General features: G+C 64.9%; 15 protein-coding genes. 14 read left to right on the forward strand and 1 reads right to left on the reverse strand.

The window, feature by feature from the left end; all coding sequences use genetic code 11:
• Nucleotides 1–23: 23 nt before the first annotated feature.
• The 14 genes from ACAV_RS04500 (at nt 24) to ACAV_RS04565 (ending at nt 18,414) form a co-directional block, all read left to right on the forward strand.
• Complete coding sequence (locus ACAV_RS04500; protein ID WP_157768727.1) at nt 24–1,772, forward strand: hypothetical protein; 1,749 nt, start codon at nt 24–26, stop codon at nt 1,770–1,772.
• A gap of 35 nt (nt 1,773–1,807) precedes the next feature.
• The gene (locus tag ACAV_RS04505; RefSeq protein ID WP_013593390.1) at nt 1,808–2,872 is read left to right on the forward strand and encodes a glycosyltransferase family 2 protein; all 1,065 of its coding nucleotides are present in this window, start codon (nt 1,808–1,810) and stop codon (nt 2,870–2,872) included.
• A 4-nt stretch (nt 2,873–2,876) separates the two neighbouring features.
• Complete coding sequence (locus ACAV_RS04510) at nt 2,877–3,599, forward strand: GNAT family N-acetyltransferase (RefSeq protein ID WP_013593391.1); 723 nt, start codon at nt 2,877–2,879, stop codon at nt 3,597–3,599.
• Nucleotides 3,600–4,730, forward strand: a complete 1,131-nt coding sequence (gene rffA, locus ACAV_RS04515; protein ID WP_013593392.1) for a dTDP-4-amino-4,6-dideoxygalactose transaminase — start codon at nt 3,600–3,602, stop codon at nt 4,728–4,730. It abuts the gene before it with no gap.
• Nucleotides 4,731–4,740: 10 nt separating this feature from the next.
• Nucleotides 4,741–5,874, forward strand: coding sequence for a UDP-N-acetylglucosamine 2-epimerase (locus tag ACAV_RS04520; protein ID WP_013593393.1), 1,134 nt, complete (start codon nt 4,741–4,743; stop codon nt 5,872–5,874).
• Nucleotides 5,874–7,178, forward strand: coding sequence for an oligosaccharide flippase family protein (locus ACAV_RS04525; protein WP_013593394.1), 1,305 nt, complete (start codon nt 5,874–5,876; stop codon nt 7,176–7,178). Before ACAV_RS04520 ends, ACAV_RS04525 begins: the two co-directional genes overlap by 1 nt.
• A 142-nt stretch (nt 7,179–7,320) precedes the next feature.
• On the forward strand, nt 7,321–7,950 hold the full coding sequence (locus ACAV_RS04530) for a hypothetical protein (protein WP_157768728.1): 630 nt from the start codon (nt 7,321–7,323) through the stop codon (nt 7,948–7,950).
• Between the two features lie 30 nt (nt 7,951–7,980).
• Nucleotides 7,981–9,060 (forward strand): GDP-mannose 4,6-dehydratase, encoded by a 1,080-nt coding sequence (gene gmd / locus ACAV_RS04535; protein WP_013593396.1) that lies wholly within the window; start codon nt 7,981–7,983, stop codon nt 9,058–9,060.
• Nucleotides 9,061–9,082: 22 nt separating this feature from the next.
• Nucleotides 9,083–10,000: an NAD-dependent epimerase/dehydratase family protein gene (locus tag ACAV_RS04540; RefSeq protein WP_013593397.1), complete on the forward strand. Its 918-nt coding sequence runs from the start codon at nt 9,083–9,085 to the stop codon at nt 9,998–10,000.
• 56 nt (nt 10,001–10,056) lie between these two features.
• Entirely contained in the window at nt 10,057–11,244 is a 1,188-nt protein-coding gene (locus ACAV_RS04545) for a DegT/DnrJ/EryC1/StrS family aminotransferase (protein WP_013593398.1), read from the forward strand.
• 5 nt (nt 11,245–11,249) lie between these two features.
• Nucleotides 11,250–12,797 (forward strand): DUF2079 domain-containing protein, encoded by a 1,548-nt coding sequence (locus ACAV_RS04550; RefSeq protein WP_013593399.1) that lies wholly within the window; start codon nt 11,250–11,252, stop codon nt 12,795–12,797.
• Complete coding sequence (locus tag ACAV_RS04555) at nt 12,794–16,156, forward strand: hypothetical protein (protein ID WP_013593400.1); 3,363 nt, start codon at nt 12,794–12,796, stop codon at nt 16,154–16,156. Before ACAV_RS04550 ends, ACAV_RS04555 begins: the two co-directional genes overlap by 4 nt.
• Nucleotides 16,157–17,332, forward strand: a complete 1,176-nt coding sequence (locus ACAV_RS04560) for an oligosaccharide flippase family protein (protein ID WP_013593401.1) — start codon at nt 16,157–16,159, stop codon at nt 17,330–17,332.
• Nucleotides 17,323–18,414, forward strand: coding sequence for a glycosyltransferase (locus tag ACAV_RS04565; RefSeq protein WP_013593402.1), 1,092 nt, complete (start codon nt 17,323–17,325; stop codon nt 18,412–18,414). The genes ACAV_RS04560 and ACAV_RS04565 overlap by 10 nt, the downstream gene beginning before the upstream one ends.
• A gap of 12 nt (nt 18,415–18,426) precedes the next feature.
• On the opposite strand, the gene ACAV_RS04570 is transcribed toward ACAV_RS04565, so the two are convergent.
• Nucleotides 18,427–20,196, reverse strand: a complete 1,770-nt coding sequence (locus ACAV_RS04570) for a glycosyltransferase (RefSeq protein WP_157768729.1) — start codon at nt 20,194–20,196, stop codon at nt 18,427–18,429.
• Nucleotides 20,197–20,274: the final 78 nt, after the last annotated feature.

A 20,274-nucleotide genomic window follows, 5' to 3' on the forward strand; every position in this document is an offset into this window, starting at 1 on the left:
AAGGCCTCCTGCCTGCGGCCCGCATGGCCCCGGCACCGGTACCGGTACCGGTACCGGACGCCATGGGCTGGCGATGGCATGTGGCGGTTCTGGTGCTGTTCACCGCCTTCACCGCTGCGTTGTTCGCCCATCGCTGGCTTCTGGTGGATCCTTCTGCCGTCTATTCGATGCCCGATGTGGACACGGACGGGACGCTGTGGTTCATCTGGCTGAAGGTGCATACCGGGCATATCTTCTCGAGTATCGGCGTCGCGCACGACCTGAGCTATCCGTTCGGCTACGACCTGTCGCCCTTCCCGTTCGACAACCTGCTGGACGACATCCGCGCATGGATCGTCCAGGCCTCGGGCGGTTCCTGGCGCGACCTGATCCGCGTCATCAACGTTTCGGCGCTCGTTGCCTATCCGCTGTCGGCCTATGCCATGTACCTGCTGTGCTGGCATGTGACGCGCAGGCATGCCGCGGCCTTCGCTGGTGCCGCCGTCTTCGCGTTCTCGGGGTACTTCCTGATGCTGTCGCGGGGATCGATGTCGAACAACCACTTCTGGCTGCTCCCCCTGGTGTACCTGTTCTTCCTGAAATACCTGGAAGGCGGTGCCCTGAAGTACTTGCTGGTGTCGTGCGCGCTGAACGCCGTCCAGTTCCGCATCAACCCTTACTGGGCGTTCTACGGCTGGCTGTTCACGCCCCTCATCCTGCTGATGCAGCCCTGGCCGCTGCGGCAGATCGCATCCCGCCTGGCGCTGTATTGCGTGCTCAGCGGCGTCTTCCTGTTCGGGCTGAATATCCAGTTCATACAGCAGCAGTGGTTCCTCGTGACGAACCCTGTGCAGTCCAATCTCGTGCGCCCCGCAGGCGGGCTCGAAAGCGCCATCTTCCAGCAGGGCGTGCCCCTCGTGCCGGGTGTGGCTTCCAAGCTCTATCCGTTCTCGGCGCCCGTGGATGTGGGGGCCTTCCTCGGATATTCCCTGGTCTCCGTGTTGATCATCGCCTGCCTGTCCAGGCACAGCTGGAGGCACCGGTACTGGGCGCCGTTCCTGCTGTGCTTCCTGCTGGCCGTGGTGCTCTCGTCGGATTTTCCTGCGCTGCGCTTCGTCAATCACGCGTATTTCTTCTTCTTCGACATGTTCCGCGGCGTGTCCCGCATCGTCCAGCTGGCGTCCTTCTTTGCAGGTTTGCTGCTCGCGATGCTCTGCGCGGGGGTGCGCTGGAGGGCCGCCTGGCACCTGCCGGCAGTGGTGGCGCTTTTCTGCGCGTTCTACGTGTGGGAGGTCTTTCCGGGGTCGCCCACCGTCACGCAGAAGACCGACTTCAGCCAGGTGGCCAGCGTTTACAAGTCGCTGGAGGCGGACGGGGATGCGAGCGCGGTGGCGAGCTACCCCATGGTGTATTCGAACCTGAACTGGGGAACGGCTCCGCTCTTCGAGGCGCTGGGACAGGTGGTGCACCGCAAGCCCATCGCGGGAGGGAAGGATCTTCGCCTGTTCTCCAGGGATTCCGAGGCCCGCCCCATTTTGGGAAACATCGGTGATCCCGAAACCGTGGGAAATCTGGCTGCGAACGGCATCAACCGGATCGTCATATACAACCGTATCCTGGAAGATGCCGCCGCCATCAACGAAGGGCTGGCCGCGGATCCCCGGCTGCAGTTCCTGGGCACGCACCGCGTGCCTGAACGGGAGTGCGGCAACTCGCTGCTCTGCCGGTCCCTGGACATCAGCATATATGCCATCAAGGGTGTTCATGCCCGAGCTGCTGCCGGGAAGGATTGAAGCCGCCGTGAACACTGCCGAACCGGATCTGCACCATGACTGACAACCTGCCGCTCATTACGGTGGTCATCGCCACGTTCAACTCCACCAGGCTCCTGCCGATGGTGATCGGGGCACTGCGCAAGCAGACCTATCCCGGCGATCGCATCGAGATCCTGGCCGTGGATGGCGGATCGACGGACGCGACCAGGGAGCTGGCGCAGAGTCTCGGGTGCAGGGTCATCGACAATCCGCTGACGGAACCCGTGCATGCGAAGTTCCTTGGATTCCAGGCGGCCCGGGGCAAGTATCTGGTGTATCTGGACCATGACGAGGAAATCGTCAATCCGGAGGCATTCGAACAGATCGTGGCGACGTTCCGGGAATTTCCGCAGGTGCGGACCATCGACAGTTCGGGATACATCAATCCGCCCGGATATCCCCTCGTCAACGAGTACATCAACGAGTTCGGGGAGCCTTTCTCGTTCTTCATGTACCGGCAGTCGAGGGGAATGGGGTTCCACCTGCCGGCGGTCCGCAGGAAAGCCCGCATGGTCGCGGAGACCGGGCATGCCTGCGTATTTGCGGCAGGGGAGGCCAACAGGGACCTGTTCATCGAGAACCTGGCTGCGGGCGTGGTGACGGACATCGAATACGTCAAAGCCCATCGCCTGATCGAGCGGCCGCAGGATCTTTGCCACCTGTTCTTCCTGCTGAATGGCAGAGGAGAGTCCTTCGCCGTGGCCAGGAACAATCCGCTGCGCCATTATTCCGGCGATACATGGTCCAAGTTCCTGGCCAAGATACGCTGGAGGATCAAGAACAACATCTTCCACACGGACGGCGTGGGAGCCGCCGGCTTCACGGGGCGGCAGTCGTTCCAGCCGCGCGGCCTTGCGCTGCGCAAGTACCTGTTCCTGCCCTATGCGTTTTCTGTCGTGCTGCCGCTGGCCGACGGAATATGGCTGGCCATCACCCGCCGCCAGGTGCTCTATCTCTCCCATCCGCTGCTGACGCTCTATACGGCCTGGAAGATATGCTATTACATGGCCCTGAAAGTCGCCGGCCATATTCCTGCCATGAGGAGCTACGATGAAAAATCCGTCATCGGGAGGAAGTGAAGCCATGCTGTTCTCACCGCTCGACAGCCAACGGTTTTCCAGAAGGATCGGGAAAACCAATATCTCCGATGCCCAGGAGGCGGACACGGCGCTGGCGGCGGCCGAGGCGGAAAAGCTCGAGCTCCTCATCGCGAGGTGCCCCGCCGATGCGGTCCGCGCATTGCATGCCATGGAAGAGCGGGGCTTCCGGTTGATGGACACCCTGGTCTATCTCCGCCGGTCCGTCGATGCCGGCAACCTGGACGATCCGCCCAGGTCCGTGCGGCAGGCCTCCGTCGCGGATGCTGCAGCCGTAGAGGGCGTGGCGCGCGGGGCGTTTCGCGGGTACGTGGGCCATTATCATTCCGACGCCCGGCTGGACGGGCATGCTGCCGACCAGATCTACCCGGACTGGGCCCGCAGGGCCGTCGAGGAACCTGGCGTCGCCGACAGCGTGCTCGTGTACGAGGACGAGGCTTCCCGCATCTGTGGTTTCGCGGCCATGCGCCGCCTGGATGACGCGCGTTGCGACGGGATGCTTTTCGCCGTGGACCCTGGTTTCCAGAAGCGCGGAATCTTCGGGGCCTTGCTGCGGGCGTCCCTTGCGTGGGCGGCCGCAAACGGCTATGCGCAGATGGAATATTCCACCCATCTGCGCAATGCCGGTGCTTTGCGGGGCGTGGCAGGACACGGGTTTTACATCTACAAGGCAGTGCATACGTTCCACTGCTGGATCAAGGCGCAGTAAATGGAATCGATCCCCTTCAACAAACCGTTCATGACCGGGCGCGAGCTGGATTACATCCAGCAGGCGGTCGCATCCGGCAAGATATCCGGAAACGGCGGTTTCACGCGCCGGTGCCATGCATTCATGAAGGAGCGGTTCGGCTTCCGGAGCACCCTGCTGACTTCTTCGTGCACCGACGCCCTGGAAATGTCTGCGCTGCTCAGCGACATCGAGCCGGGTGACGAGGTCATCATGCCGTCGTTCACCTTCGTGTCCACGGCCAATGCGTTCGTCCTCCGTGGTGCTCGCGTCGTCTTCGCCGACAGCGGCTCGCGGGAGCCCAACATGGATTGCGCGACGGTCGAGGCGCTGATCACGCCCCGGACCAAGGCCATCGTTCCCGTCCACTATGCGGGAGTCGCCTGCGACATGGACCCGTTGCTGGAGCTTGCCCGCAGGCACGATCTGATGATCGTGGAGGATGCCGCGCAGGCCATCGATTCCTATTACAAGGGACGGCCGCTGGGAGGGATCGGAGACCTGGGGGCCTTTTCGTTCCACGAAACGAAGAACATCATTTCCGGCGAAGGCGGCATGCTTTGCGTGAACAGCGCCGCGCTGGAACTGCGCGCGGAGATCGTGTGGGAAAAGGGCACCAACCGCTCAGCCTTCTGGCGGGGCGAGGTGGACAAGTACGGCTGGGTGGATATCGGCTCGTCGTTCCTGCCGTCGGATGTCACCGCTGCATTCCTTTTCGCGCAGCTCGAGCAATTGCGCACGATCCAGGACCGGCGCCTGGCGATCTGGGCGCAGTACCACGACCAGTTGCAGGTCCTGGCGGAGCGGGGCATCCTGTCGTTGCCTTTCGTGCCCGGGTATGCCACCAACAATGCGCACATGTTCTATATCGTGTGTGGCAGCCTGGAAGAGCGCTCGCGGCTGATCGAGCACCTGAAGTCGGCCGGCATCCACGCCGTATTCCACTACCAGAGCCTGCACAGCAGTCCCTATTACGCAGGCCTCCACGATGGGCGGCCGTTGCCGAATTGCGATCGCTACACCGATGCCCTGCTGAGGCTCCCTCTGTTCTACGAACTGGAAGATGCGCAGGTGGCCCGGATCACTTCCGCGATCCGCGATTTCTATCTCTGAAGCCCCGCACGTGCATTACAAGAACATCTATTTCTTCATCGGAACCACGGCTGAGCTGATCAAGATGATGCCCGTCATGCAGGTGTGCTGGCGGCGCGGCATTCCGTTCCAGCTGGTGGCCTCGGGCCAGAACGATATCCGGCACAGCGAGCTGCTGGCGCTGGTCGGCAAGAAGGCGCCGGATCTCGTTCTGTTCGAAGGGGAGATCCGCAAGAGCGCGGTCTCGCTGCTGCTGTGGTTCTTCCGGACGCTCCTGCGCTCGGTGGGGCGGCTTCGGCGCCACATGCGGCAACTACCGGGTTCGAATGTCGTCGTCGTGCATGGAGACACGGTATCGACGGTCATGGGCGCATTGCTCGCGAAGGTGCTCAGGACGGACGTCGCCCACGTGGAGGCCGGCCTGCGTTCGTTCAACTATCTCCATCCGTTTCCGGAGGAGATCGACCGGGTGATCACGTCGCGGCTGGCGGACATCCATTTCTGCCCCAACGACTGGTCGATGCGCAACCTCGGCCGGCTGGGCGGGGAGAAGATCGACACGGGCGACAACACGCTGCGTGATGCGCTGGCGATCGCGCAGTCGTCCGGTGGCTCCCGGGAAAATCCCGTCCAGGGGCAGGAAGGGCCGTACTTCGTCTTCGTGCTGCACCGGCAGGAAAACCTGTTCAACGAGCGCCTGGTCAGAAGCCTTGTCGAGAAGGCCATCCGGCAATCACGGAAAACCCCCTGTGTCTTCATCCTGCACCACCTCACCGAGGTGGCTCTGGCGCGCCTGGGGCTTCTCGACCGGTTGAAGGCGGAGCCCCGCATCCGGCTCGCCAGGCGCATGCCCTACATGGACTTCATGAAGGTTCTGGGCGGCGCGGAATACGTGGTGACCGATGGCGGCTCGAACCAGGAGGAGTGCTACTACCTCGGGAAGCCATGCCTCATCCTGAGGAATGTGACCGAGAGGACGGAAGGTCTGGGGGAGAACGCTGTCCTCAGCAAGCTTGATGAAGCCACCATCGACCGGTTCCTCGAAAATCCTGCGGCCTACATGCGCGTCCCCACGCCGGTGCAGGTCAGCGCGAGCGAAGTGATCGTCAATCGACTGTCACTCCAGGAAACGGGTGCCGGCGCAGAGTTCGGAAAGAAAAGCTGATGGCCGATTCGCCGGAGCAGGCGCCTCTCGGGCGGAAGCTGCTGAGTTCATCCGGTTATCTTTTCATCACGTCCATTCTGGGCGGGGTTCTCGGGTATGCCTATTCCGTCGCCATGGGACGGATGCTGGGGCCGCAGGAATATGGCCTGCTCGGCGCGCTGATGGCGCTGGTCCCCATTCTCAGCGTCCCGGTCTCCACGATGAACATCGCCATGGCCCGGCTTTTCTCGCGGCATCTGGCGCTCCACGGGAGCGGCGATGTGCGCGCGATCTTCTGGAGGAACCAGTTGTGGCTGCTCGGACTGGGACTGTGCGGAATCGGCGCCTTCGCATTGATGGCGCTGCCCCTGCAGAAAACGCTTCGCTCTCCGAGCCTGCTGCCCGTGGTCTTCATCGGGCTGAACCTGTTCCTGATGCTGCTGCTGCCTGTGGCCAATGCGCTGGCCCAGGCGCGCCACCATTTCGGGTTCATCGCGCTGCTGAATGTGCTGGGGCCGCTCGCCAAGCTGGTCGGCAGCGCGGCGCTGGTAGCGATCGGCTGGGGCGTGCAGGGTGCGGCGCTGGGCCTGGCGCTGGCCAGCGGATTCCTCGCCGCCTACAGCATCGCCTACTGCTGGCGCAGGCTCGACGTGCCCCTGAGCCTGTCCAATCCCGTGGACCGGGTGGGGCTCGGGGAGTTGTTCCCCGTGCTGCTGGCAACCCTGTCCTTCAATTTCCTGTTCCAGGTGGACGTGCTGCTGGCGAAGGCCTTCTTCGATGCGGAAAGGGCCGGGTACTATGCGGCCGCGGCCACCCTGGGCAAGGCCGTGATGTACCTGCCTTCCGCAGTGGTGGTGCCGCTGCTGCCCATGGCTGCGGCCGGAACGGCCCTGAAGAACGAGACGGGCCACCTGCTGGTGAAGGCGATCGGGATGACCATGGTCATGACGGTGGCCGGAGCCGTCTTCTACTGGCTGTTCGCGGAGCAGGTCACGGTGCTGCTTTTTGGCGAGGCTTACCGGAGCGCGTCGGGCATTCTGCGCTGGTACGGATGGGCGATGGTGCCTGTGGCGCTGATCATGGTGCTGGAGCATTACCTGCTCGCCCAGGGGCGGCTGCTTTTCGCCTATCTGGTGTTTTCCGCCGCGCCCTTTCTCGCCTACGCGGCGTGGCATTTCAGGAGCGATCCCATCCACCTTGTGTGGGTGATGCTGGTGACCGGCGTGGCGATCCTGGTGCTGGCGGCGGTGTTCTGGATGGCGGCGGGCCGCTCGAAGATCGGGCGGACCGTGGTTTCAATGTTCAGGGGTTCATCGGATGCATGATTTCGCCATAGTCGTCCTGTCTTGCGACAAATACAGCGATCTGTGGGCGCCCTTCATGTCGCAATTGCGGCGGCAGTTTCCCTCCGCGGTCGGGTATCCCGTCTATTTCGGGAGCAATGAAGTGGCCTGCCGGGAGGAGGGTGTGATTTCCGTGCTATCGGGCAAGGACCGGGACTGGTCGTCCAGCTTCCGATCCATCCTGCAGCAGGTGCCTGCCCGCAAGGTCATGGTGCTGCTCGAGGACCTGATGATGGCGACGCCCGTGGACCCGGACGTGTTCCGCCGCTGCGTGGATTTCGTGGCGCGCCACGACGCGATGCACCTGAAGTACTGGAACCACATCAAGACGGATTCCGATGCGGACGATCCGCTGTTCGGCGTGCTGCGGCGCGGTGCGCCCTACCGCGCCACCGTCGCGGCATTCTGGGACCGCGAATATCTGCTCCGATTGCTGCTGGACGGCGAGAATCCCTGGAATTTCGAGATCATGGGTTCCTACCGGACCTCCTATAGCGACGGCTTCTATGGAATGAAGCAGCCCCTTTTCGAGTTCGTGAACCTCGTGGAAAAGGGGCACTGGATCGCCGACTCGCTGCGCTGGGCGCAGAGGGAGGGCGTGGCGCTGGAGGTTGCTCGGCGTCCGGCCCTTGCCGGCAAGCGTGGCGTACTGGCTTCCCTCCAGATGGCGTATTTCGGCTGGATGATCCGTGTCCCCTGGCAGAAGCGCCTGGGATGGATGCAGAAACTGCGCCGCGCCCTGATCTGCTACTGAACGTATTTCTAGAAAACCAATGGATTGCCAATGAAAACTGCACTCATCACCGGAATCACCGGCCAGGACGGGGCCTACCTCGCGGAGCTGCTGCTCGAGAAGGGATACACGGTCCACGGGATCAAGCGCAGGACCTCCCTCATCAACACAGAGCGGATCGACCACCTTTTCCAGGACCCGCACACACCCGACCCGAAGTTCATCCTGCACTATGGCGACATGACGGATTCGCTGTCGCTGGTGCGCATCATCCAGAAGATCCAGCCCGATGAGATCTACAACCTGGCAGCGCAGAGCCACGTGGCGGTGTCGTTCGAAGAACCCGAATACACGGCGAACTCCGATGCGCTCGGCCCGCTGCGGATCCTCGAGGCCATCCGCATCCTGGGGCTGGAGAAGACCTGCCGCTTCTACCAGGCATCCACTTCCGAACTGTATGGCCTGGTGCAGGAAATCCCGCAGCGCGAGAGCACGCCGTTCTATCCGCGCTCGCCCTACGCGGCGGCGAAGCTCTATGCCTACTGGATCACGGTGAATTACCGTGAGGCCTATGGCATCTATGCCTGCAACGGCATCCTGTTCAACCATGAGTCGCCCATCCGGGGAGAGACGTTCGTCACGCGCAAGATCACGCGTGCGCTGGCAAGGATCAAGCTCGGGATGCAGGAGCAGCTCTTCCTGGGCAACCTCGATGCCAAGCGCGATTGGGGCCATGCCCGCGACTACGTGGAAGCCCAGTGGCTGATGCTGCAGCAGGACCGTCCGGAAGATTTCGTGATTGCCAGCGGCATCCAGTACAGCGTGCGCGATTTCGTGGATGCCGCTGCGAAGGAAATGGGCATGTCGCTGTCCTGGCAGGGCGAAGGTATCGATGAAAAGGGCTACGACGAGGCCGGCCGGCTGCGCGTGAGCGTGGATCCGAGGTATTTCCGGCCCACGGAGGTGGAGACGCTGCTGGGCGACCCGTCGAAGGCCCGCGAGGCGCTGGGCTGGGTGCCTCGCACTTCGTTCGGAGACCTGGTGCGCGAGATGGCCCAGGCGGACCTCAAGATGGCCGAGCGCGACCAGCTGTGCCGGGACCAGGGTTTCCTGCGCGGCGGCAGGGCTTGAAGCAGCCCGTCAGGACATCTCCATGCGTATTCTTCTGACCGGATCCACCGGCATGGTGGGGCGCAATTTCCTGGAGCATCCCGCCATCCACGAGTTCGAGGTCATCGCGCCCGGGCGTGATGCGCTGGACCTGCTGGACTACGCCGGTGTCGAGCGCTTCGTCGCCGAGCACCGGCCAGATGCCGTCGTGCACGCAGCGGGCATTGTCGGAGGCATCCAGGCCAACATGGCCGATCCGGTGCGCTTCCTGCTGGGCAACCTGGACATGGGGCGCAATATCGTGATGGCAGCCCGGGCAGCCGGGGTGCCCCGGCTGCTCAATCTCGGGAGTTCCTGCATGTTTCCCCGCGGATGGGATACGCCGTTGCGCGAGGACATGGTGCTGACCGGCGAGCTCGAACCCACCAACGAGGGTTACGCGCTGGCGAAGATCCTGGTGGCCCGGCTGTGCGACTACGTCAGCCGGGAGCCCGGCGGCCTTTCCTACAAGACGCTGATTCCCTGCAACCTCTATGGCCGCCACGACAAGTTCTCGCCCGATGTGTCCCATCTGGTGCCCGCCATCCTCCAGAAGATCCACCAGGCCAAGTCCGAGGGGGCTCGGGAAGTGGAGATATGGGGCGACGGCAATGCGCGCCGGGAATTCATGTACGCGGGCGACCTGGCGGACTGCATGGTGGAAGCGCTCCGCCGTTTCGACAGCCTGCCTCCCGTGATGAACGTGGGGCTGGGGACCGATCTCACCATCAACGACTATTACCGCGTGGGCGCGGAGGTGGTGGGCTATGCGGGCGGCTTCCGGCACGATCTGACCAAGCCCGTGGGCATGAAGCGCAAGCTCGTCGATACCTCCGTGGCCGGGCAGTGGGGTTGGCATGCGTCCACGTCCCTGCAAGAGGGAATGCGCAAGGCCTACGACTACTATCTCGGCCTTTCCTGAAAGAACAGCGCGTACCAGGCCGGTGGCCGGGTGCGGCACAGACGAACAGAAAGCAAATGACAGCAGCAAACAGCTATCCCCTGGCGAGTACGACCTGGGACGACGAGGAATATGCCTCCCTGCAGGATGTGATCGCGTCCGGCATGTTCACCATGGGCCCCCGTGTGGCGGCCTTCGAACGGGAGTTCGCGGAGTACGTCGGCAGCCGGCATGCCGTGATGGTGAGCTCCGGATCCGCGGCCAATCTGATCATGGTGGCGGCGCTGTTCTACCGCAAGCAGGGGCGGCGGCTGTCCCGGGGCGACGAGGTGATCGTGCCGGCCGTGTCATGGAGCACGACCTACTATCCCCTCTACCAATACGGGCTCAGGCTCAAGTTCGTGGATATCGACAGGGAGACGCTGAACTACGACCTGGAGCAGCTGGAAGCCGCCATCACGCCTGCCACGCGGCTGGTGATGGCTGTGAACCTGCTCGGCAACCCCAATGCCTTTGACCGGATCGCCGAGATGCTGGAGGGGCGTGACATCGACCTGATCGAGGACAACTGCGAATCAATGGGCGCCGTGTTCCAGGGGCGCCAGGCAGGCACCCACGGACTGATGGGCACGTTCAGTTCGTTCTTCAGCCACCACATTTCCACGATGGAGGGAGGACTGGTGGTGACGGACGACGAAGAGTTGCACCACCTGCTCATCTGCCTGAGAGCGCATGGCTGGACGCGCAACCTTCCGAAGTTCAACCATGTCTGCGGCGAGAAGTCGGACGATCCCTTCCAGGAGTCCTTTCGTTTCGTGCTGCCCGGCTACAACGTCCGGCCGCTGGAGATGAGTGGTGCGCTGGGCTCCGCGCAACTGCGCAAGCTGCCAGGCATGGTGCAGGTCCGCCGCGAGAACGCGCGCAAATTCCAGGTCCTGATGGAGGAGTTCCCGATGCTGGGAACACAGAAGGAGATCGGGGACAGCAGCTGGTTCGGCTTCAGCATGGTGCTCGCGGAAGATGCACCGTTCGGGCGCGAGCAACTGGTGGCGGCGTTGCAAGCCCACAGCATCGACTGCCGCCCCATCGTCGCGGGCAACTTCGCAAAGAACGAGGTGATGTCGTGGTTCGATCATGAGATCCACGGCCGGCTGGTCAATGCCGACTGGATCGACCAGCACGGGCTGTTCATCGGCAACCACCACTACCCGCTGGATGCAGAGTTCCAGCTGCTGCGCGACGCACTGCGCACGCTGGTGCGCTGAGTGCCGTGTCGGGAGCGGCCGAGGTGAAGGACCGGCGGGTCGGGGCGCTCCTCTGGGCCTTGGCGGCGACGCTGGTCGGCATGTCGCTGCTCAAGTACCAGGCGCTGTCCAGCAACTGGTTCGACCTGGGGCTGTTCGAGAATGTCTTCCATGCCTACGTCGGGCAGGAGGGCGGCGCGGGGCATGCGTTCTTCGGCCATGCCCAGCCTTTCATGGGGGCATATGCCTATCTGTACCGGTGGACCGGTCCGCTCGGCCTGCTGGCGCTGCAGGGGCTGGCGTTGACCGCTCCGGCCTGGCTGGTCTGGCGCCAGTACGGCGCCTGGCCTGCGGTGGCGCTGCTGCTGTACTACCCGCTCTGGGCCATCGGCCTGTTCGACTTCCATTTCGACCATCTTGCCGTACCGTTGCTGGTGGGCTTCTACGTGGCGTTCGAGCGTCGGCGCATGGCCTGGGCCATGGCCTGCGCACTGCTGCTGGCCGGCGTGAAGGAGCCTTTTGCATTGCAGACCACGGCCTGCGGTCTGTTCCTGCTGTGGCAGGCCTGGAGATTGCGCGGAGCGGATGCCCTGCCGCGCCGCTGGGCTGCAGCCGGCCTGGTGCTGGCCTGCGCCGGGGTGGCATGGTTCTATGTGGCGACCCAGTGGCTTATTCCGCGGTTCACCGGAACGAGCGGGGGGCTGGATGCGGATGCATTCACATGGCTGGGCCACGGCATCGGAGGCATGCTGCGGAATCTGCTGTCGCACCCGTGGCTGCCGATCACCGAGGCGCTGGCGACGCCCGGGAAGCTGCTTTATCTGTTCGTCTGTTTCGGCATGCTGGCCTTCGTTCCCCTGCTGAGTCCCGCGTGGCTCATCCCCGCCCTTCCCCCTTTGCTGATCGCGATGCTGGCCCGGTCCGAAAATTACTACAGCTATGGCAATCACTACACCGCCGGGCTCATTGCTCCCGCGATCGTTGCGTTTGCCCATGGAATGCCCGCGTTCTGGCGGCTCTGCGGGCGCGTTGGGCTGCCGCTGCAAGCGGCAGCCCTCGCGCTGGGCGCCGCGCTCCTGGCCGGCCATGTCCTGCTCGCACCGTCTCCGCTGGGGCGCCTTTTCTGGAGTGACAAGGTCTGGAGCTACAGCTGGCGGGCCTATTGGCCGGATGAGCGTACCCGGCGTATCCAGGCGGCTCTGGAGCGATGGGTTCCCAGCGACGCGGGGGTGAGCGTTGCGACCCAGAACACGGTGAACTGGGGCCGCCTGCCCTTGCGCGAGGCGTATTTCGCGTTTCCCGATGGCGTGTTCTCCGCCAAGGCCATGCCCGCATGGTCTTCGGGGGGCATGGCCGGAGCGCCGCCGCGTGCGCGCCATGCCGACTATGTGGTGCTGGACGAACGCCGCCCCTGGTTCCTGCTTGATCAGGGCTGCCTCTGGCTGCACGGGCAGTGTTCCGATGCGGCTGCCGCCGCACGCTACCGTAACGCGGTGGCGGAAGCCAGGAGGCTCTACAGCGTCGTTTACGAAGACGACGGCTTCTCCATTCTCCGACGGAGGGAAAACCCATGAAGCGGTTCGGCTTCCGCCTTGAGCGATGCTGCTGGCGCGTCTGGCTCGCTGCTGCGCTGTGCATTCCGATGGCCGTCCAGGCCGCCGATGTGGCGACCGATGTCGCGTTCGGTCCTCCGCCCGTCCCCGGCTATCTGGGCAAGGTACTGCAACCGCTGTCCGCAGGCGATCCTCTGTTGCCGGGGACATTCCAGGTGAAGGCCCAGCTGGGATTGAAGCAGGTTCCGGCGATGGAACTGGACTCCAGCGCGCCGCTGGAGCCTGAGGCCGCACCCGGCCGTGCCGCGGCGCCGGAACACGGCATCCGGCTGAATGCTTCTGCCGGCACGGATCTTTCCGCCTACGACGAGCTCTGGATCGACCATGCCGCGCTCGGGCAGTGTTCGGCGCAACTGACGCTGCAGACCGATGAGGGATTGCGTGAGGGGCGTCCGAGCAGCACCACCATCATCGGCATGGAGGAAGGGCGCAGCGTGCTCTTTTCAGAGCAGCCCGCGCGCATGCCCTGGGTCGCCAAGGACATGTTCTATCTGCTCGCCCGCCAGTGGGGCAGTCGCGACGATGGCAAATGGCGATATGTCCAGGACGGGGATGCCACGGTGCTTCAGCGGCGCCTGCAGGTGTCCCTGGACCGGGCGCAAACCATCGAGATGGAGTTTCCCCCCGGAGCCAGGCTCAATGGCGTGAATCTGTTCATCAGCGTGGGCAACCACCATCGCCCCAGTCGTCTGCTGACATCCGGGGATTTCACCAGCGAGGTGCAGGACGACGGCCAGCGGACCCGCTTGCGCATCCGCCTGGACCGCGTCCTGGCGGAGTACCGGCAGCGCGGGCAGACCGTGTCGCTTGCAGAACTGCTGGTGTTCTACCGCGGGGAGAAGGCGCGGACGGTGGCCGAACAGCCTTTGCGCCGGCTGACGATCTACAGCCTGGCAGGCACGGGCAGGGCCTCGGACGGAGAGCGTGTATTGCAGGTTCCCATGACAACCGCCCCGTTGACGGCCACTGTCTGGCGCACCAAGCTGGATCTCAGGGACGTCACCGGCCGCTGGGTGGCCCGCATGCCGCTACGGTCCGCCGAATGGCATGTCTCGGGGGACCCCGGCTGCAAGACCGACCTGGTATCGGCCCATCTGGTCAAGCTGCGGCGCTCCAGTACGCCTGCATTCCTGGACGAAGCCGCTTCCCGCGTCCGGTCCCTGGGAGGGCCCTTCCTGGTCCGGCCCGAGGACCGCAACGGCGTGGAGTGGCTGGATTTCGCGGCCCAGTTGCCGTTGGCCGAGGCGCGGGTGCATGCCAGATTGCCGCGCGGGCAGGGGGGGGAGGTGGAGTTCCCGGGCTGGGGGCTGCGCGTGGCGTCCAGTGGTGGCGCGGTCCAGGAGCGCGGCGTGGCCGAAGGCATGCTGTTGCCCTCGGGCGCCATGGTGGACATGGACTGGCAGGTGGATTTCCGGGTCCGCCCCGGGCAGCGCCTTCATGTGGGTATCCAGACCACGGGCCGCCGCCAGCCGGATGTGGAGGTGCGCGCCGTAACGGACGACGGACGCGACTACCGCTTCAGGGCGATGCCGAGCCAGCCCGTGCTGCTCGATCGCAGGATCCCCGAGGGGGTGCGGGTGCGAAGTCTGTCCCTGCGTTTCGATGCCCTGGAAGTGGCTGCGCCCTGGATGGTCAAGGACATCTCGGTGTTCCGCCCTTATCGGCTGGACGCTGCCCAGGCCGCCACGGCACCCCGGTTCGGCTGGGGCGTGGTGCCTCTGGTCCCACGGGCCGACGCGACCGATCCGGGTGATGCGTGGCGCAGTGACGGCGTGCGCCTGGCGGGCATCCTGCGGGCGCGCCCGGAAGCGGCCGGCGCCACGGCGCTGCGCTGGTCCACGCCCGTCGGACTGCCTGCCAGGGACCTGCTCGAATTGCGCCTGGAATATGACGTCCGGGGCGCCGAGATGGACAGTTGCTGGCTGCAGGCGGAAATCCTCGGCAGCGATGGACACCGGCTGGAGCGGCGGCTCTGTCCGCGCGATGGGCATGTCCGCGAGGGGATGGCTGCGGAACTGCGGGAGCGGTTCAGCGAGAACGAACGCGTGACGGAGATTCGCTGGAAAGCCGCACTCTACATGGACAGACCCGTGCAGTTGAGCTTCCTGGCCGAGGCAGGCGTGGGTGCTCGCCCCTCCGTGATGGACGCGCTGTCCCGAGGCGCCGGACTCCTGGTGGAAGGATCACTCCACATGCCCGAGGCGCTGCCCGGGTCGCTTCGGGATGCCCTGGTGCAGGGGCGCCGTCCGGTGTGGCTCGACTATGGGATTCTGGAGGTGGGGCAGAAACAGGAGATGACCCCGGTGCTGCTGCAGGATGACGGCCTCTTCGAATTGAGGCATGTCACGCTGGTGAGCAATCAGGACGAAAAATCCGAAGCGGTGGTGGAGTGGCGCGACATGCTGAGGCCGCCGGCCCCCTCTCCCGGAATGGGAAAGCTCAAGAAGCTGGTGCTGGCATTCGCCGTCGCCGCAGGAGCTTGGCTCGCGTGGCAGTTGCTTTCTCCGCATTGGCGCAATGGCCGGGCCCGGCTGCGGGCCTGGGCGGGTCAGGGGCGCCTCGCGGTTGAGACTGCTTGGGGGCTGGGCGAGCGCGTGGCGGTCAGTATCGGCCGCCATCGCCGGGTGTTCCATCTGGCCAGCATGGCTGCCGCGCTGCCGTGGTTCTTGTGGGCCGGTAGGGGCGACGAAGGTGCGCCCTGGTTGCTGGGGGCGGGTGTTGCGCTGTGGGTGACGTCTGCCCTGCACCTGTGGCGCGGGCTGCCGGCCTGGGGCCGGTTCTTCGCCGTCTATCTCTGGCCCTGCATGTGGTTCGCATGGCTGGCCTGGGCCCTGGGCGCGTATCCGGCGCCTTCTTCGCCGCTTTCTTCGCTGGCGGTTGTTGTGGGATGCCTGTGGCCTGCCGCATCCATGCTGCACCGGTCATTGGGGTGGATGCGGCGGGGATCCGGCCTCTGGCTGGGTCTGATGCTGATGCTCGGAGTGGCTTGCTATGGGGTCGGCTTCATGAGCACGGTAGGCTGGGGAGAGAATGTATTCATCACGCTGGGCGGACTCTGGATGATCGCTGCGTGGTGGTTCGCCGCAGTCAGCGCACGGGATGCCCTGGTCCGGCGCCAGCCCCGCCTTGCACGCTGGATGTACGGTGAGCGCGGGGGCCCCTTCCTGGTCGGTTCCCTGCTGGCGCTCGCGGCCTCGGTGGCGCTGCTGATGCTTGGCATGAGCCAGATGGCGGCCCATGTGGTGACGCTGTGTTTCTACCAGCTGTGCATTGGCGTGGCGCTGCAGGCGTCCGTCCATTGGCGGCGGAGATCGCCGTAGATGTGGCTGCGTGGATGGGTCAATCAGACCGCCGCCAGCCTGTGGGTGGCAGTGGTCTCCATGGTTCTGGTGTTCGCGCTGGGCCGCCTGCTCGGACCGGAACGGTTCGGGGAGTACAACTATGTACTGACCCTGGCCTCCCTGATCGCCATTCTCCAGGACGGCGGTTTCAAGACCCTTCTGCAGCGTGAGTCCGCCCACCGCAGCATGGATCTGGACGCGGGGGGGCTGACGCGCTATGCCCTCGGGCACATCCTGTTGGTGAGCGTGGCGGCGATGTGCCTGGCCGCTGTGCTAGGGGCGGATCGACGGGGCGCGCTGGCTTGGGCCATCGTGGCGATGGCTTTGCTTGCGACGGCCAACATCCTGTCCGCGCGGTGGCGTGGAGTGGGGGAATATGCCAGGGATGCCTGGTGGCAGGCAGGTGTGCGCAGCATCACGGCGATGGTCATCCTCGGTTGCGTGATGCTGTGGAGGCCGGACAGCACGGCGGTTTTCTTGGGCTGGGCCTGCGGTCTGGCGCTGGCGCTGGCCGTGGTGCGCTTCACGGCCCTTCCGCGCTGGAATCCCCCAGGGGTTGTCTATCGGACGGCGGCAGCCTTCATGCTGATCGATCTGGCGACCACCGTCTATTTCCGCATCGATATCGTCCTGATGGAGCAGTTGGGCGTCGCGCCTGCGGACATCGGGCGTTATGCCGCTGCTTATCGGATCTTCGAGGGAGGTGTGCTGCTGCTGGCACCCGCCGCCACGGTTTTCTTCCGGGAGTTGCGCCTGCGGTGGCAGGACCGGGATGCAGCCCGGGCCCTGCTGCGCCGAGCCCTCGGCGGCGTGCTGCTGCTGGCCGCTGCCGGGTCGGCCGTGGTGCACTGGTTCGCCGAGCCCTTGCTGGTACTGGCATACGGGGATTCCTATGCCGCCGCAGCGCCATTGCTGTCCTGGCTGCTGGTCGCTTTCCTGTTCCTGGCTCCCAACTATGTGCTGACGCAGGCAGCGGTGGCCCTGGGGCGGGAGCGCTGGTATGCGGCGACCGTCTGCATCGCCGCTGCCGTCAACGTGGGTTTGAATTTCTGGCTGCTTCCGCGTTTCGGTGCATTGGGTGCTGCGTGGGCCAGCATCGTGACCGAAGCCGTCTTGATGGTGCTTTTGTACAGGGGGGTGCGTTCATGGCTGTGAAGGGCGTGGTGCTCTATGACTTTCTGCATGCGAAGGGCGGTGCCGAGCGCCTCACGCTGGATCTGGTGCGGGGCCTGGAGGGGGCGGAGCTGTGCTTCGGCTACCGGCAGCCGGAGGTCTTTCCCGCCAGCGAGCTGGCGGAAATCACCTGCCATGACCTGGAGGCCACTACACCGGTGCCCGGCTGGCGAACGCTCAAGGTATTGCGTGCATTCTCTGGCCCGCAGGCGCAGTTCCTGGACCAATACGACTGGGCTATCTTCAGCGGAGTGCTCGCCCCGGTGGCGGTAAGGCATCGCAGGGGGCGGCGCAATCTCTACTATTGCCATACGCCGCCGCGCTTTGTGTATGACCTGCGCGCCTATTACCAGCAGAAATTCGCTCCGCCGCTGCGGCCGGCGCTCGCCATGCTCGCGGCCTACCTGAAGCGGCGCTACGAGTCGTCGTTGGCCGAGATGGACATGGTGATCGCGAATTCGGAGAACGTGCGCGGCCGTCTGCGCCAGTACCTCGGAGTGGACGCCACGGTGGTGCACCCGCCCATCGACGTCGAGCGGTTCCGCTGGCGACATCGGGGAAATTACTTTCTTTCGCTGGCCCGTCTGGAGGACTTCAAGCGGGTGGACCGGATCGTGGATGCCTTTTTGCGCATGCCGTCCCAGCAACTGGTAGTGGTGTCCGGCGGTTCGCAGTTCGAGGCCCTGCGCGCGAAAGCAGCCCAGGCTCCCAACATCCGGTTCACTTCGTGGCTTGGCGATGATGCGCTCGCGGAAATGATGGGTGGGGCCCGTGCCTCGATCTACATCCCGCGTGACGAGGATTTCGGCATGTCGCCCGTGGAGAGCATGGCTGCGGGCAAGCCCGTGATCGGTGTGGCCGAGGGTGGCTTGCTCGAGACCATCGTGCATGGGGAAACCGGCTGGCTTCTTCCGGCGGAGCCTTCTGTGGAGCAGATCGTCGAGGCGGTGTCGGCACTGTCTGGTGACGCGGCCGAAGCCATGCGACCCGCGTGCGAGAGCCGCGCCAGGGAGTTCAGCAAGGACCGCTTCCTGAGGCGCATGCGGGAAATCGTGGCGGGGTGAGAGCAGCCGGCCTCAGGGTTCCGTGCGACGCTGCAGGGGCCCAGGGCGTGCCGTGGCAAACCGGAAGAGGGCGGTTGCGGCGAGCCGGCGGATGCCGCTCCACCATGGACGGGCTGGTGCTCCGGGGGAGGCAATCGGCTCCGGCGCATGCACCGCAGGGTCGATGCGTACGATGCGCATTCCTGCATGCCGCGTGAGCCACAGCAGTCCGAGTTCCGCATCATCCAGCAACGCTGCCTCCGTGGAGGTGAAGGACTCCATTGCGGCTCGGCTGTAGTACGCGGGGTGTGCCGGGACAGGCGAGGTCTGCAGGACACGTCGCCACCATGGCGATCCGTTTCCTGGAGCACCCAGTACCGCGGCATCCGCGTGCGGGGACTGCTCCAGAAGCTCCTGCCACAGCCGGGGCGCCGGCCTTTGGCTGGCGATGACCGTGAGGATGCCACGATGGCCCTCGGCCAGGGCCAGGCGCATTCCGGTCTGGACGGCGCCCCAGCGACTCATCGGGATGAGAGGACGCAGCACCCTGGCGCCGGCCTCTTGTGCGAAAAGGCAGGTGCCGTCTGCGCTCCGGTTGTCGATCACCAGGGGAATGCCCAGCCCGGCTTCGCGCACGGCGTGCACCAGGGACGCGATGGAGCCCGCATCGTTGCATGCCGGAATGACCACGAGCGGGCCCCGGGTGCCAGTTGCTGGTCGGCGCTTGGACGTGACATGCCGGTATTCCCGTTCGATCGCGAGGGCACCGCTGTGGATGGTGAAGGACCGGAGCAGGGCCTGCCTGCCCGCGGCGCCGAGGCGTTGGCGCAGCGGTATATCGTGGCGAAGGCGCGTGATGGCGTTCCTCCAGCCGTCCACGTCCTCGATGGGAACGCGCAGGCCTGCCCTCGCATGGGCGACAAGCCAGGGCATGCCGGAACCGGGCAGGTCGGTGACGAGGCAAGGCTTCGCATGGAACATCGCTTCCAGGAGCACGATGCCGAATGCTTCCGTGCGCTCCCTGGAAGCGAGGCAGAAAATGTCGCAGGTGGCGAGCAGTGCGTGCTTGCGTGCGTCGTCCACGTCGCCCAGCAACCGGATGTTTCCCCGGCCCGGACGCGACTGCGCCGCCTGGATGCGTGCCTGCAGGCTGTCCCGCAGCTCGCCGTCGCCGACGATGAGCAGTTCCACGCCCGGCAGCGCGGCAACGGCCTGGATGAGGGTTTCGAAGCCCTTGTAGTAAGTCAGGCGCCCGATGGACAGCAACTTCAATGCCGTTCCGGGAGACCACGCGTCGCTGGATGTGGCTGCTGGCAGGCTGCCGAGGTCGATGCCCAGCGGGACCGTAACGCACTTGCTTCTCCAGTATTGCAGGGCCTTGCTGGCCTCCAGATAGGGCGGAGACGTCGCGATGATGCGTTCTGCACCGTCCAGCAGCGCATGCTCGAAGGGTCGGTACAGGGCGTACGCCAGTGCGACCGAGAGCTTGATTTCCGACACCACGACATCGGAGTGCCAGTGGATCACCCAGGGAATGCGGCGTGCGCCGGGAAGCGTGAGGGCCCAGAGCGCGGAGTTGTTGGGCATGTGCAGGTGCAGCACATCGGGTCGCAACCGGCGTATCGCACGTGCCAGCGCCGCGCGGAAGCCCAGGGCGAACGGTGCATACACGAGCTGGAACTGTACCGGTACCCGTTCCAGCCAGTGCGGATCGTCGGACTGGGGTGCGCCATGCACGAGCGCGTGCGCCTCGATGCCCTGGGCGTGCTGGGCGGCGATCAGATCGGAAAGGAACACTTCCATGCCACCGCGGTAGGGCGGATAGAACTTTCCTACATGCAAAACGCGCAGGGCCACGGGGAATTGTCGTGCGTGTTTTTG

This window comes from Paracidovorax avenae ATCC 19860 (assembly GCF_000176855.2).
Taxonomy (GTDB): Bacteria; Pseudomonadota; Gammaproteobacteria; order Burkholderiales; family Burkholderiaceae_C; genus Paracidovorax; species Paracidovorax avenae.

Coding starts and splice junctions, on each gene's coding strand:
- ACAV_RS04500 (WP_157768727.1), top strand. CDS start 24: ATGGCCCCGGCACCGGTACCGGTACCGGTACCGGACGCCATGGGCTGG.
- ACAV_RS04505 (WP_013593390.1), top strand. CDS start 1,808: ATGACTGACAACCTGCCGCTCATTACGGTGGTCATCGCCACGTTCAAC.
- ACAV_RS04510 (WP_013593391.1), top strand. CDS start 2,877: ATGCTGTTCTCACCGCTCGACAGCCAACGGTTTTCCAGAAGGATCGGG.
- rffA (WP_013593392.1), top strand. CDS start 3,600: ATGGAATCGATCCCCTTCAACAAACCGTTCATGACCGGGCGCGAGCTG.
- ACAV_RS04525 (WP_013593394.1), top strand. CDS start 5,874: ATGGCCGATTCGCCGGAGCAGGCGCCTCTCGGGCGGAAGCTGCTGAGT.
- gmd (WP_013593396.1), top strand. CDS start 7,981: ATGAAAACTGCACTCATCACCGGAATCACCGGCCAGGACGGGGCCTAC.
- ACAV_RS04540 (WP_013593397.1), top strand. CDS start 9,083: ATGCGTATTCTTCTGACCGGATCCACCGGCATGGTGGGGCGCAATTTC.
- ACAV_RS04545 (WP_013593398.1), top strand. CDS start 10,057: ATGACAGCAGCAAACAGCTATCCCCTGGCGAGTACGACCTGGGACGAC.
- ACAV_RS04555 (WP_013593400.1), top strand. CDS start 12,794: ATGAAGCGGTTCGGCTTCCGCCTTGAGCGATGCTGCTGGCGCGTCTGG.
- ACAV_RS04560 (WP_013593401.1), top strand. CDS start 16,157: ATGTGGCTGCGTGGATGGGTCAATCAGACCGCCGCCAGCCTGTGGGTG.
- ACAV_RS04565 (WP_013593402.1), top strand. CDS start 17,323: ATGGCTGTGAAGGGCGTGGTGCTCTATGACTTTCTGCATGCGAAGGGC.
- ACAV_RS04570 (WP_157768729.1), bottom strand. CDS start 20,196: ATGGAAGTGTTCCTTTCCGATCTGATCGCCGCCCAGCACGCCCAGGGC.